Origin of the sequence: Streptomyces sp. NPDC048291 (assembly GCF_043201715.1) — a bacterium.
In the GTDB taxonomy this organism is placed as follows: domain Bacteria; phylum Actinomycetota; class Actinomycetes; order Streptomycetales; family Streptomycetaceae; genus Streptomyces.
Window position 1 is genome coordinate 115,309 of the sequence record NZ_JBICZC010000016.1, and the last position, 13,411, is coordinate 128,719.

Genomic DNA, 13,411 nt, shown 5'->3' on the forward strand with positions numbered 1-13,411 from the left:
CGTCCTGTCGCCACGGTCACCGTCCGCCCTCGTGGTCGCCCTCGCGGTGTCCGTCGTGCTTGCGCAGATAGTCGCTGAGCTCGTCGAGTTCGGCGCGCACCTGGTCGATCCGGACGGGCGCCGGGCGCTGCGGCGGCGCGGGTATCGGAGGCTGCGGGGGCGCGGGTATCGGGGGCTGCGTGCCCTGGCCGGTCGTCCCCGTGGCGTACGGCGCGGCGGCGGGCGGGTAGCCGTACGCCGGCGCCTGCGCCTGCGCCCGGTACGCCTCGCGCTGCCGCTGGAAGTGGCGTACGTCGGCCACGAGGTAGTAGACGACGCCGAGCAGGAGCGTGCCGAACAGCAGGGTGATCCCCACGTAGCCGCCGGCGGTGTGCACCTCGTCGCCGGGTTCGGTGCCCAGCAGCACGATGCTGAGGACGTCGGCCGCCGCCACCGCCACCAGCAGCCCGAAATCCACCGACCTGCGGGTCACGACGGCCAGCCGCAGCAGCATCGCCCAGGCCAGGAAGCCGGCGCTGCACACCGCCATCGTCACGAACACCACACGCAGCAGGACCAGTACCGCGTCGTGCGGCGGCCGCTGCACCGGCTGCGCATGGCCCTGGCCTTGCATGATCGCTCCTGGGTGCCTGGTGCCTGAAAAAGGGCGTACGTGCCCGCCCGTCGCCGTCCGCCCGCGGACGACACCGGTCGTGCGATGGTCGGACCGAGCATATGGCCCGGCACGGACAACCGGTTCGGGTTGTACCGAACCGTTGTCGGAGCGACCGCCCGCGCGGGCCGGTCAGGGCTCCGGCGGGCCGCTCAAGGCTCGGCGGGCCGGTCAGCGCTCCGTCCGGTCGGTCAGGGCTCCGTCCCGGTCGGTCAGGGCTCAGTCGGGCGTGACGGTCCCGTCGGTGAGGCCGTCGTACATCCCGCGCACGAGGTGCTCCCCGAGCCGGCTCGCCCGGCGCAGCGTCCGCTCGAACTCGTCGAGTGCGCGGAACCGCGCGCCGTAGCGCCGCTGTTCCGCCAGCGGGAGCCGGGGCAGTTGCAGCCGGCGCACGTCCAGCCGGGTCGCCGTGGAGGCATAGCTGCTGGCCTGCCGGTTGTTGGCGGTGCCGCGCAGGAAGCCGGCGAGGAACCACGGGTCGAGGGCCGCGTGATCGGGGCGCAGCAGTACGAGGTTGCGCCCCAGGGCGGCGCCCGCCGTCGCCTCGTCGATCACCCGCGCCACCGCGCCCCCGCCGAGGACCGGCACGACGACGTCGCCCGGCTCGGTCAGCACGGCCTCCTCCTCGCTCTCGGGAAGGGTGCCCGAGGGCGCCGCCGCGGCGACGACGTCGTGGTCGGTGAGCACGGGCACGCGCGCGTGGCCGCCGTTCCCGCCGGTGCGCAGCACCAGCGCGCCGCCGCGCGCGAGTTCGCCGACGGTGGTGAGCGGCCACCGCGCGTGCGGCGCCTGGACGGCCGGGGGCGGGGTGAGGCCCACGGTCAGGCGCAGGGTCTCGCCGAGCCGCTCGCGGACCGCCGTGAGCTCCTCCGCGCCGTCGGCCGCGGCGGCCGGGGGCAGATGGCGGGCGGGGGCGAGGTCCACGTCGTCGTCGAGGAGTTCGATGACCGGCACCGACCGGGCCAGCCCCGGCCGTTCCACCGGCCCCCCGTCGCGTTCGAAGGCACGCCAGGCGTCCAGGACGGCGTCGCGTACGGCCGCCCGGTCGGGACCGCCGCGCCCCTCCCCGGTGAACCTCCCGGTGTCCACGAGCAGCACCTCGGGCGTGGCCGGCGTCCGGTCGGGCCGGCGCAGCACCCACAGGTGCAGCGGGATGCTGTACGGCGGCGCCGCCCCGGCCGGCAGCGCGACCAGCGCCCGGAGCGCGCCACGGCGCAGCAGGTCGGCGCGGATCCGGCGCCCGGAACGGCGGGACGCGACGGCCGGCGGCATCAGCAGGACCGCGGTGCCGCCGTCGGCGAGCCGGGCCAGGGCGTGCTGCACCCAGGCCAGTTCGGACTCGGTGCGGGCGGGGAAGCCGTACTCCCAGCGCGCGTCGTACGCCAGCTCGTCGTGGCCCCAGTTGCGCTCGTTGAACGGCGGGTGGCAGAGCACCGCGTCGGCGCGCAGCTCCGGGTAGGCGTCGGCGCGCAGGGTGTCGCCGGCCGCGCCGTGCACCCCGGCCCGGGAGTGCAGCGCGAGCCGCAGCGCGGTCAGCGCGGCGAGGTCGGGGGCGCTGTCCTGGGCGTACAGCTCCTGGCCGGGGCGGACGTCGACGGCCCGCAGCAGGGCGCCGGTTCCGCAGGCCGGGTCCAGCACGGTGCGGGCGGGGCCGGCCAGGTCGGCCATGAGACCGGCGAGTTCGGCCGGGGTGAGCGTGTACTGGCGGGGGTTGGCGTCCAGGTGCCGGCCCAGCAGGAACTCGAAGGCCTGCCGGGCTCCGACCTCGGCGGCCAGTTCGGCGGCGCCGCGCAGGAGGGGGGCGGAGGGGAGGAGCTGGGGGCCGGTGGGGGTGGGGACGGCGGGAGCGGCGGGCGGGGCGGGGGTGGCGAGCGAGGCGGGGCCGAGGGAGGCAGCGGGGTGGGCGGTGTTCACATCTTCCGTGCCGCCGGACCTGTTCACAGCTTCGGCGGCATCCGAGGCCCGGCCGCTGTGAACCGTGGGCTCCACCGCGCCGCGGAGGCGCGCGGTCAACACCTCGTCCAGCGCGGCCGGCAGCATCGCGGCCAGGCGCTCGTCGGAGCCGGCGCTCACGTGCAGCCAGACGGTGGGGCGCTCGTGGATCAGCAGCAGCACGCAGCCGGCGTGCACCAGCGCCGTCAGCGCGCCGTCGGGGTGCCCGGCGAGTTGCTGCCAGACCCGTTCGCGCAGCGGCACCTCGGCGAGTTTGCCCTGCTTGCGCAGCCAGGACTCGACCTCGGCGAGCGCGAAGGACGGGCTGCTCTCGGTGCCGCCGACCGGCTTGGGGAAGTCGGCGTGCCGGCGCCGCCAGTTGCTGACGGCGGCGCGGCCCACCCCGGCGAGCCGTGCGATGCCGGCCGCGGTCACCTCTGTGGCGTTGTCCTGCACGCGGCCTCGCTCCCCTTGTCCCATGTGTGCACCGAGCATACCGACGCGCACAAGATCCCCCCTTTCACGCACGTGTACACATCGACCTTCGTAAGCCATGTTGACTCGGTTCACAGCCTCTGCTGTTATTGACCCACCGCTTCACCAACTCCCGAAGGACTCCCGATGCGTCTCCCGTCCCGCGCCGTGATGCTGATAGCCGCCGCGGCCCTCCCGCTGGCCCTGACCGCCTGCTCCACCGGCTCCACCGGCTCCGACTCCGGGACCGGCACGAGCGCCGAGCCGGCCAAGGCGAAGGACCCCAACTCCGGTCTGGCCACGGGCACGCAGCTGAAGCAGGCGCTGGCGCCCGCCTCGGCCTTCCCGGCCGGGCTGACCCTGGAGTCCGACGGCTCCGCGGACAGCGGCGGCCAGTTCCTCTCCCCGGCCGGCCGGAAGGCGGGGAAGCCGGACTGCACCAGACTGGAGAGCACGTCCTGGATCCAGGTGTCCGGCTACAAGGGCGGGGTGTCGTTCGCGCAGAACGGCTACGCGAACAAGACCGAGGAAGTGGACCAGGAGATCGACGCCTTCCAGGGCACCACCGCGACCGAGGTGATGAAGGCGCTGCGGACCGTGGCCGCCGAGTGCGCCACGTTCACGGACACCGACGCGCACGCCAAGGTGAAGCTCACCGGCGGCGCGACGGCCGGACTCGGCGACGAGGCCTACACGATGACGCTGACGAGCGGCTACTGGGAGAACGGCACCACGCTGATCGCGGCCCGCTCCGGCGGCTCGGTGGTCACCGTGCTGTCCACGGCGGGCGGCGACAACGGTGCCGCGTCCGCGAAGAAGGTGACGACGACGATCCTGTCGGCACTGAAGAAGTAACCGGACGACCGGCGCCCGGGGCCCGGGGCCGGCGTCCCGCCTCCGTCCTCCGCCGCGCGGCCACCCCCTCCCGGGGCACCTCTCCCGAGGCACCCCCCGAGGCAGTGGCACCCACGGCGGGGACGGGACGGTTCAGCGCGCCTTGAAGCGGCTCGGGGCCTTGGTCGGGTTGCCGCCCGAGGGGAGTTTCTGCCCCGGGCAGCCCTCCAGCACCTTCTTCATCGCGGCCTTCTCGGCGGCGGTGGTCCACAGGCCGTACTTCTTCTTCACGGCGACCTGCGCGGCGACGTAGGTGCAGCGGTAGGACTTGTCGGGCGGCAGCCAGGTGGCGGTGTCGCCGTCGCCCTTGCCGCGGTTGGCGCTCGCGTCGACGGCCAGCAGGTTCAGCGGGTCGTTGGCCAGGGCTATCCGCTTGCTGGCGTCCCAGTACTTGGCGCCCGTCTGCCAGGCGTCGGAGAGCGCGACGAGGTGGTCGATGTCGACCAGGCTGCGACCCCGCCGGTAGGTGACCTCCTTGCCGGAGTAGGGGTCCGGCTCCAGCACCCCGTAGGAGACCTTGCAGTCGCCGCCGGTGTACTTCACGTCCTTCAGGTCGCGCTTGAGTATGTCGTCCCGGGTGTCGCAGGAGTTGGAGTCGGTATCCGCCCAGGCGGAGCCGAACTTCTCCCGGGAGTAACCGGTCTTCGGCGCCCGCCCCTTGACGGTCAGCGAATCGGCCGCGGCCAGGGCCGCCCCGCCGCCTCCGGCGCCTCCGGCGCCTCCCGCGCCGCCCTCGGCTCCCGAACTCCCCTTGTCCTGCAAGTCCTTGCAGCCGGCCACGGCGAAGACCATGACGACGGCCACGACCGCCCCGCCCCTCAGACGCGCCACGTGCGCCCCCTCTTCCTTACCCCGGTCCGCCTCCGCACGGGCGGATTTCCGCTGGTCCCACGGTAACTGCCGCGCGGTTCGCCCCGGACGGGGCGCAAAACGACACGTACCCGCAACTCGCCTCTGTCGGCCGCCGGGAGGCGACCGGGACGAAGCTCGGACCGTACGTACTTCGCGCCCGCTCACTCCCCGCGGCGAACGAATGCCCCCGATGGCGCGGCTGACACCTTGTCGCGCGCGCACGCCTCACAGGCGTGTGACGAAGAGGGCGGGGCGCGGCCCGTGCCGGGAGACCGGCGAAGGCCACGCCCCGCTTCGCGCCGGGATCCTCCGCGACGCCGGACCGGGTCCTTCTACGATCCCAGGATCGAGGCGAGGAACTCCCCGACCCAGCTCAGCAGTTCCCGCCCGACGAGCGGCTTGCCGCCCACCTTCGCGGTCTTGGGGCGGGGCACCAGCAGCTGGTGGACGGCCGGCTTGATGACGGTTCCCGGGTAGAGGCGCTTGACGCGCAGTTCCTGCGACTCGCGCAACTCCACCGGTGCGAAACGGATGTTGGTGCCCTGGAGGACGATCTCGCCGACCCCGCACGCGCGGGCGAGCATCCGCAGGCCGGCGACGAGCAGCAGGTTCTCCACCGGCTCGGGCAGCTTGCCGTAGCGGTCGGTGAGTTCCTCGCGGACGGCCCTGATGTCGTCCTCGGAGTTGGCGGAGGCGATGGAACGGTAGGCCTGGAGGCGCAGCCGCTCGCCGGGTGCGTAGTCGTGCGGGACGTGCGCGTCGACGGGCAGCTCGATCTTGACCTCCAGCGGCGGCTCCTCCCATCCTCCCGCCGAGGGCTCCCCTGCCTCCAGCTGCCGCCGGTAGTCCGCGACGGCCTCGCCGACCATGCGGACGTACAGGTCGAAGCCGACGCCCGCGATGTGCCCGGACTGCTCGCCGCCGAGCAGGTTGCCCGCGCCGCGAATCTCCAGGTCCTTCATCGCCACGTACATGCCGGCGCCCATCTCGGTGTGCTGGGCGATGGTCGCGAGCCGTTCGTGCGCGGTCTCGGTGAGCGGCTTCTCCGGCGGGTACAGGAAGTACGCGTACCCGCGCTCGCGGCCCCGGCCGACCCGGCCGCGCAGCTGGTGCAGCTGGGAGAGGCCGAAGGTGTCGCCGCGTTCCACGATGAGGGTGTTGGCGTTGGAGATGTCGATGCCGGACTCGACGATCGTGGTCGAGACGAGGACGTCGAACTTCTTCTCCCAGAAGTCGACGACGACCTGCTCCAGGGCCGACTCCGACATCTGGCCGTGGGCGGTCGCGATGCGGGCCTCGGGGACGATCTCGCGGAGTCTGGCCGCCGCGCGGTCGATGGACTCGACCCGGTTGTGGATGTAGAAGACCTGGCCCTCGCGCAGCAGTTCACGGCGGATGGCCGCGCCGATCTGCTTCTCCTCGTACGGCCCGACGAAGGTGAGCACCGGGTGCCGCTCCTCCGGCGGGGTGGTGATCGTGGACATCTCGCGGATGCCGGTGACCGCCATCTCCAGGGTGCGCGGGATGGGCGTGGCCGACATGGTGAGCACGTCGACGTTGGCGCGCAGCTTCTTCAGCTGTTCCTTGTGCTCGACGCCGAAGCGCTGCTCCTCGTCGACGATGACCAGGCCGAGGTCCTTGAACCTGGTCTCGGAGGAGAACAGCCGGTGGGTGCCGATGACGACGTCGACGGCGCCCTCGCGCAGGCCCTCCAGGGTCCCCTTCGCCTCGGTGTCGGTCTGGAACCGGGAGAGCGCCTTCACGCTCACCGGGAACTGCGAGTACCGCTCGGAGAACGTGCCGAAGTGCTGCTGCACCAGCAGCGTGGTGGGGACGAGGACGGCGACCTGCTTGCCGTCCTGGACCGCCTTGAAGGCGGCCCGCACCGCGATCTCGGTCTTGCCGTAGCCGACGTCGCCGCAGATCAGGCGGTCCATCGGGACCGACTTCTCCATGTCGTCCTTGACCTCGGCGATGGTGGTCAGCTGGTCGGGGGTCTCCGCGTACGGGAAGGCGTCCTCCAGCTCGCGCTGCCACGGGGTGTCCCCGCCGAAGGCGTGTCCGGGTGCGGCCATGCGCGCGCTGTAGAGCTTGATCAGGTCGGCGGCGATCTCCTTGACGGCCTTCTTGGCGCGCGCCTTGGTCTTCGTCCAGTCCGCGCCGCCGAGGCGGTGCAGGGTGGGGGCCTCGCCGCCGACGTACTTGGTGATCTGCTCCAGCTGGTCGGTCGGGATGTACAGGCGGTCGCCGGGCTGGCCGCGCTTGGCGGGGGCGTACTCGACGACCAGGTACTCGCGGGTGGCGCCCTGCACGGTGCGCTGGACCATCTCGATGTAGCGGCCGACGCCGTGCTGCTCGTGGACGATGTAGTCGCCGGACTCCAGGGTGAGCGGGTCGATGGTCTTGCGGCGGCGGGCCGGCATCCGCGCGCCGTCCTTGCCGGCCGCCTTCTGCCCGGACAGGTCGGTCTCGGTCAGGACGGCGAGCCGGAGCGCCGGGTCCACGAAGCCGTAGTCGATGGAGCCGCACGACACGTGGACGACGGAGGGGCCCAGTTCGGCCAGGTCGACGTCGAGGCGGGCTGCGATGCCCTCGCCGCCGAGCACCTCGACGGTGCGGGAGGCGGTGCCGTGGCCCTCGGTGACGTAGACCGTGCGCCAGCCGTCGGCCAGCCAGCCCTTGGTGTCGGCGAGGGCCTTGGCGGTGTCGCCGCGGTAGGTCTCGGTGGCGTGCATGCCGAGCTTGAGGGTGTCGGCGGACAGCTCCTCGTCGGCGGCGAACGGCGACACCGACCACCACATCATGTCCAGCTCGCGCGCGCGGTCGCGGACGTCCGCGAGGGACCACAGGGAGGCCGCGCCGACGTCGATGGGCGCCTCGCCGCCGCCCGCGGTGGCCGCCCAGGACGCCTGGAGGAACTCCTGGCTGGTCGCCACCAGGTCGGCGGCGCGCGTCCGCACCCGCTCCGGGTCGCACACGACGGCCATCGCGCCCTTGGGCAGCACGTCGAGCAGCAGTTCCATGTCGTCGACGAGGACCGGGGCGAGGGACTCCATGCCCTCGACGGCGATCCCCTCGGCGATCTTGTTGAGCAGTTCGCCGAGCTCCGGGTGCTCCTCGGCGAGGGCACGCGCACGGGCGCGGACGTCGTCGGTGAGCAGCAGCTCGCGGCAGGGCGGCGCCCACAGGCCGTGCTCGGCGACCTCCAGGGAGCGCTGGTCGGCGACCTTGAAGTAGCGGATCTCCTCGACGTCGTCACCCCAGAACTCGACCCGCAGGGGGTGTTCCTCGGTGGGCGGGAAGACGTCCAGGATGCCGCCGCGGACGGCGAACTCGCCGCGCTTCTCGACGAGCTCCACGCGCGCGTAGGCGGCGGCCGCGAGGGCTTCCACCACCTGGTTCAGGTCGGCGCTCTGTCCGGTGCGCAGCGCCACCGGTTCCAGGTCGCCGAGGCCCTTGACCTGCGGCTGGAGCACGGATCGTACGGGGGCGACGACGACGGAGACCGGGCCGGTCTCGGGGTCGTCGGGGCGGGGGTGGGCGAGGCGGCGCAGGACGGCGAGGCGGCGGCCGACGGTGTCGCTGCGCGGGCTGAGCCGCTCGTGCGGGAGCGTCTCCCAGGAGGGGTACTCCGCGACGCCCTCGGCGGGCAGCAGGGTGCGCAGCGCCGACGCCAGGTCCTCGGCCTCGCGGCCGGTGGCGGTGACGGCGAGGACGGGGCGGCCGGACTCGCGGGCCAGGGCGGCGACCGCGAGGGGGCGGGCCGCGGGCGGGCCTACCAGGTCGACGTGCATGCGGTTGCCGTCCGCGGCCGCCTTGATCGCTTCCGCGAGGGCGGGGTCCTTGACGACGGCGTCGAGCAGACCGTGCAGGCTCATTCAGGGCGGCTTTCGTCGGGGGGGTGGGCAACACGAAGTACCCGGCGCGGGCTGCGACCGGGGGGTCTCCAGCGTACGACGACGCGTCGGTGCGTGCCGGGGCTGTGGATAACCTCCGTCGCGAACACCTCAGGTCACATATGCCGCGCGAATCGCGCACCTCCGCCGGCCGTGCCGTCTGCCGTGCCTCAGCCGTCGAAGCGCCGCCGGGCCTCCTCGATGTGGCCGAGGTAGCGCTGGGTCCAGTCGCACATGCCGTCGACCGTCGCCCGCAGCCCGTGGCCGGCCTCGGTGAGGGTGTACTCGACGCGGGGCGGCACGGTGGGGTGGACGGTCCGCTCGACCATGCCGTTGCGCTCCAGCATGCGCAGGTTCTGGGTGAGCATCTTGTGGCTGATGCCCTCGACCTCCGCCCGCAGCCCGCTGAACCGCAGGGTGCCCCCGCCGAGCGCCTCGATGATCAGGAACGCCCACTTGTTGGCGATGTCGGTGAAGATCTCCCGCGCGAGCGAGTCCGCGCGCCTGAGGTCCGCGTCCTCGGCCGGGCCGTCGAACTGCTTGGTCACCATCAGGTTCCCCAGTCACCGAAAAGTGCGTTCTTCCACGTCAACGATGACTCTCCTACGGTTTCCGGGTAACCACAAGAGAGCACGGAGGCGGTACGACATGTCCATCACCCTGGTGAACCCGAGCGGGCTGCCCACGGTCGACGTCTACCGGCAGGTGGCGGTCGCGTCGGGATCGAGGCTGGTCTTCGTCGCCGGGCAGGTGGCCTGGGACGCCGACGGCGGCACGGTCGGCGCGGGCGATCTCGCCGCCCAGGTCGAGCGGTGCTACGTGAACATCGCCACCGCCCTGTCCGGGGCCGGCGCGTCCTTCGACGACGTGGCGAAGCTGACCTTCTACGTCGTCGACTGGACCCCCGACAAGATGCCCGCGCTCCTGGACGGCGTCTCCCGGGCGGCCAGGACCCTGGGGGTCACCCCGGTGCCGCCGGCCACGCTGATCGGCGTCGCGGCACTGGACGTACCCGAGCACCTGGTCGAGATCGAGGCCGTCGCCGTACTCGACTGAACGGGCCGGACGGGCCGGGACGGCGGACGGCGGACGGCGGACGGCGGACGGCGGCGGAAACGCGTCCGACGCCGAGCAGCCCCCGTGGCTGCTCGGCGCCGGACGTCCCCCGCAACCCCCGTGTGCGGTGGTCTCCCGGGCGGTCGCGGTCAGTCGGTCGCGATCGCGTTCAGGACGTTCATGCGGCCCGCGCGGAACGCCGGGACCAGGGCGGCGAACAGGCCCACGAAGGCCGAGCCGACGAAGACCCCGATGATCGTCGGCCACGGGATCTCCAGGACCTTCAGGCCCTGGAGGGCGAGCAGCTTCTGGGCGGTGGCGCCCCAGCCCATGCCCAGGCCGAGGCCCAGCAGGGCGCCGAAGAGGGCGATCACCACGGACTCCATGCGGATCATGCGGCGCAGCTGGCGGCGGGAGAGGCCGATGGCCCGCATCAGGCCGATCTCGCGGGTCCGTTCGACCACCGACAGGGCCAGGGTGTTCACGACACCGAGGACCGCGACGATGATCGCGAGGGCGAGCAGGCCGTAGATCAGGTTCAGGAGCTGGCCGATCTGGTCCTTGAGCGCCTTCTTGTAGTCGGTCTGGTCGCGCACGGTGTACTGCGGGTAGCCGTGCAGCGCGGACTTGAGCGCCGTGTACGCGGTGTCCTGCTGCCCGGACCTGGCGGTGGCGAAGACCAGGTCGTCGAGGGGCATCTTGGCGGCCGGCACGTACTTGGCGAGCGTGGTGATGTTCGTGTACTTGGAGCCGGCGTCGATCAGGCCGTCGCTGCTGGTGATCGCCCGGACCGTGAGGTGGGCCGTGCGGCCGTCCTTGAAGCTGACGGTGATCTTCGAGCCGAGGCGGATGTCGTGCGCCGTGGCGAACTTGTCGTACACGGACATCGAGTCGGGCAGGTAGGCGTCCTTGAGGTCGCCGGCGACGGTCTTGGTGCGCAGGTCGGTCGCGTACGTCGGGTCGGCGGCCGTGATGTCGGTGTCCTTGAGCGTCTTGCCGTCGGGCGTGGTGTAGTCGGCCGTGGTGGTGCGGTACTCGGTGACCCGCGCGAGTCCGGGCACGTCCTTGACGGCCTTGACCGCCTGCGGGGTGATCCGCTGGCCGCTGTCGGACTGGATGATGAAGTCGGTGCCGACGGTTTTGTCGAGCTGGTCGCTCGCGGAGGCGACCATGGAGGAGCCGACCACCGAGAGGCAGGCGACCAGCGCCAGTCCGATCATCAGGGCGGCGCCGGTGGCGCCGGTGCGGCGCGGGTTGCGCAGCGCGTTGCGTTCGGCCATGCGCCCGACCGGCCCGAACATCCGCAGCAGGACGGCGCCCAGGACCCGTACGACACCGCCCGCGAGCAGCGGGCCGATGACGACGAACCCGAGGAGGGTGAGGACGATGCCGAGGCCGAGCCAGGCCGAGCCCTGCGTGGCCTTCGAGCTGGTCGAGGCCAGGTAGAGGCCGTAGCCGCCGGCACCGGTCAGCACGAGGCCGACCAGGGCGCGTATGCGGCCCGCCCGGGCGTCGGCGGGGGCGCCCGCGTCGCGCAGCGCGGCCATCGGGGAGACCTTGCCGGCGCGGCGTGCGGGGAGGTAGGCGGCGAGGACGGTGACGACGACGCCGAGGATCAGGCCGAGCACCGGGGTGGTCCAGGCGACCGTCAGGTCACTGGTCGACAGGTGCATGCCCATGGAGCCCATCAGCTTCATCAGGCCGACCGCGATGCCGACGCCCGCGCCGACGCCCAGGACGGAGCCGACCACGCCGAGCAGCAGGGCCTCGACGAGCACGGACCGGTTGACCTGGCGGCGGCCGGCGCCGATGGCCCGCATCAGGCCGATCTCCCGGGTGCGCTGGGCGACCAGCATCGAGAAGGTGTTGATGATCAGGAAGATGCCGACCAGGAAGGCGATCCCGGCGAAGCCGAGCATCGCGTACTTCATGACGTCCAGGAAGCTCTCGACGTCCTTCTGGTTGGCGTCGGCGGTCTCCTTGGCGGTCTGCACCTTGTAGGCGGCGCCGAGTTCGCCGACGACGTTCTTCTTCAGCTGCGCGTCCGTCACGCCCGGCGCGGCCGTCACGTTGACGTTCGTGAAGACGCCGGTCCGCCCGACGAGCGTGCGCTGGGCGGTCTTCGTGTCCAGGTAGAAGATCGCGGCACCGGGGTTGGTGACGGTGAAGTCGGCGATGCCGGAGATCTTCGCGGTGTGCGTGCCGACCGCGCTGATCACGCCGATCTCGTCGCCCAGCTTCAGGTGGTGCTTGTCGGCGGTGTCGGCGTCCACCATGACCTGGCCGGAGTTCCCGGGCGCCGTACCGGAGGTGATCTTCATGGTGCGGGCGTCGTTGGAGTTCCAGCTGCCGACGATGGTCGGCGCGCCGCTGGACGGCGACAGGCTGTCCTTCTTGGCGTCCACCACGGTCACGGAGGTCGAGAAGACCGTGCCCTCCGCAGCCTTGACGCCGGTCGCGGCGCGGACCCTGCCGACCACCGCGGCCGGCATGACCGGCGGCCTGCCGTTGTCGGAGGTGGTCGCCCCGGTGTCGGAGGCGCCCTTGGCGCTGACCGTCACGTCGGACGAGGTCGCCGCGAACAGCTTGTCGAACGTCGTGTTCATGGTGTCGGTGAACACCAGCGTGCCGCACACGAACGCCACCGAGAGCAGGACGGCGACCGCGGACAGGGCCATCCGCCCCTTGTGCGCGAAGAAGTTGCGCATCGAGGTCTTCAGGACGGTCATGACGTACGCCCCCGCGCGTCGAAGTCCTTCATGCGGTCCAGGACGGTGTCCGCGGTCGGCTTGAACATCTCGTCGACGATCCGGCCGTCGGCGAGGTAGAGCACGCGGTCCGCGTAGGAGGCGGCGACCGGGTCGTGCGTGACCATCACGATGGTCTGGCCCAGGTCGTCGACGGAGCTGCGCAGGAAGCCGAGGACCTCCGCGCCCGCGCGGGAGTCGAGGTTTCCGGTCGGCTCGTCCCCGAAGATGATCTCGGGGCGGGCGGCGAGGGCGCGCGCCACGGCCACGCGCTGCTGCTGGCCTCCGGAGAGCTGGGTGGGGCGGTGCTTGAGCCGGTCCGCGAGCCCCACGGTGTCGACCACGCGCCGCAGCCACTCCTTGTCGGGCCTGCGCCCGGCGATGTCCATGGGCAGCGTGATGTTCTCCAGCGCGTTCAGCGTCGGCAGCAGGTTGAACGCCTGGAAGATGAAGCCGATCCGGTCCCGGCGCAGCTGGGTGAGCTTCTTGTCCTTCAGGCCGGTGATCTCGGTCTCGTCCAGGTAGATCTGACCGCTCGTCACGGTGTCGAGCCCGGCGAGGCAGTGCATCAGGGTGGACTTGCCGGACCCCGAGGGGCCCATGATCGCGGTGAACTGCCCCCGCGCTATGTCCACGTCGACGTGGTCCAGGGCGACGACCCGGGTCTCCCCGGCCCCGTACGCCTTGACGACCTGCCGCGCCCGCGCGGCAACGGCCGTACGCCCTCCAGTACCCCCGTGCCTGGGAATGGTCACAGCCGATGTCACGGTATGTCTCCTAAATCGGTCAGCGAACGCACAGCGTGGTGCCGTGCGTTGCTGTGCGGTGGTCGGTACGACGACGAGTCTGGCGGCAGGAGGGGCCGCTCCGCGCTGGTGCGAAGCCCCGTCCTGCCCGGGGGAAAACCC

The 13,411-nt window shown here is 72.3% G+C and carries 9 protein-coding genes; 2 read left to right on the forward strand and 7 right to left on the reverse strand.

Annotated elements, in window-relative coordinates; all coding sequences use genetic code 11:
• Positions 1-16: 16 nt before the first annotated feature.
• Together ACGF5O_RS38415 and ACGF5O_RS38420 are read right to left on the reverse strand one after the other, a co-directional pair.
• Positions 17-613: a hypothetical protein gene (locus ACGF5O_RS38415; RefSeq protein WP_393814554.1), complete on the reverse strand. Its 597-nt coding sequence runs from the start codon at positions 611-613 to the stop codon at positions 17-19.
• Positions 614-871: 258 nt separating this feature from the next.
• Positions 872-3,040 carry an N-6 DNA methylase gene (locus ACGF5O_RS38420; RefSeq protein WP_393814555.1) on the reverse strand — a complete coding sequence of 723 codons (2,169 nt, stop codon included), beginning with the start codon at positions 3,038-3,040 and terminating at the stop codon, positions 872-874.
• 165 nt (positions 3,041-3,205) lie between these two features.
• On the opposite strand from ACGF5O_RS38420, the gene ACGF5O_RS38425 reads away from it, so the two are divergent.
• Positions 3,206-3,913, forward strand: a complete 708-nt coding sequence (locus tag ACGF5O_RS38425) for a hypothetical protein (RefSeq protein WP_393814556.1) — start codon at positions 3,206-3,208, stop codon at positions 3,911-3,913.
• 132 nt (positions 3,914-4,045) lie between these two features.
• Here the strand turns inward: ACGF5O_RS38425 and ACGF5O_RS38430 are convergent, their stop codons facing one another.
• The 3 genes from ACGF5O_RS38430 to ACGF5O_RS38440 form a co-directional block, all read right to left on the reverse strand.
• Positions 4,046-4,783 (reverse strand): HNH endonuclease family protein, encoded by a 738-nt coding sequence (locus tag ACGF5O_RS38430; protein WP_393814557.1) that lies wholly within the window; start codon positions 4,781-4,783, stop codon positions 4,046-4,048.
• 353 nt (positions 4,784-5,136) lie between these two features.
• Positions 5,137-8,682 carry a transcription-repair coupling factor gene (gene mfd / locus ACGF5O_RS38435; RefSeq protein ID WP_393814558.1) on the reverse strand — a complete coding sequence of 1,182 codons (3,546 nt, stop codon included), beginning with the start codon at positions 8,680-8,682 and terminating at the stop codon, positions 5,137-5,139.
• Positions 8,683-8,870: 188 nt separating this feature from the next.
• A complete protein-coding gene (locus tag ACGF5O_RS38440; protein WP_393814559.1) occupies positions 8,871-9,251 on the reverse strand; it encodes a winged helix-turn-helix transcriptional regulator in 381 nt (126 codons plus the stop codon).
• Between the two features lie 97 nt (positions 9,252-9,348).
• Between ACGF5O_RS38440 and ACGF5O_RS38445 the strand changes: the two genes are divergently transcribed.
• A complete protein-coding gene (locus ACGF5O_RS38445) occupies positions 9,349-9,756 on the forward strand; it encodes a RidA family protein (protein ID WP_393814560.1) in 408 nt (135 codons plus the stop codon).
• Between the two features lie 149 nt (positions 9,757-9,905).
• Here the strand turns inward: ACGF5O_RS38445 and ACGF5O_RS38450 are convergent, their stop codons facing one another.
• The gene (locus ACGF5O_RS38450) at positions 9,906-12,485 is read right to left on the reverse strand and encodes an ABC transporter permease (protein WP_393814561.1); all 2,580 of its coding nucleotides are present in this window, start codon (positions 12,483-12,485) and stop codon (positions 9,906-9,908) included.
• Positions 12,482-13,270, reverse strand: coding sequence for an ABC transporter ATP-binding protein (locus ACGF5O_RS38455; RefSeq protein ID WP_362596218.1), 789 nt, complete (start codon positions 13,268-13,270; stop codon positions 12,482-12,484). Before ACGF5O_RS38455 ends, ACGF5O_RS38450 begins: the two co-directional genes overlap by 4 nt.
• Positions 13,271-13,411 lie beyond the last annotated feature (141 nt).

Bases quoted from the DNA above. Each gene is read 5' to 3' on its own strand.
- ACGF5O_RS38415 (WP_393814554.1), bottom strand. From the start codon at position 613: ATGCAAGGCCAGGGCCATGCGCAGCCGGTGCAGCGGCCGCCGCACGAC.
- ACGF5O_RS38425 (WP_393814556.1), top strand. From the start codon at position 3,206: ATGCGTCTCCCGTCCCGCGCCGTGATGCTGATAGCCGCCGCGGCCCTC.
- mfd (WP_393814558.1), bottom strand. From the start codon at position 8,682: ATGAGCCTGCACGGTCTGCTCGACGCCGTCGTCAAGGACCCCGCCCTC.
- ACGF5O_RS38440 (WP_393814559.1), bottom strand. From the start codon at position 9,251: ATGGTGACCAAGCAGTTCGACGGCCCGGCCGAGGACGCGGACCTCAGG.
- ACGF5O_RS38445 (WP_393814560.1), top strand. From the start codon at position 9,349: ATGTCCATCACCCTGGTGAACCCGAGCGGGCTGCCCACGGTCGACGTC.
- ACGF5O_RS38450 (WP_393814561.1), bottom strand. From the start codon at position 12,485: ATGACCGTCCTGAAGACCTCGATGCGCAACTTCTTCGCGCACAAGGGG.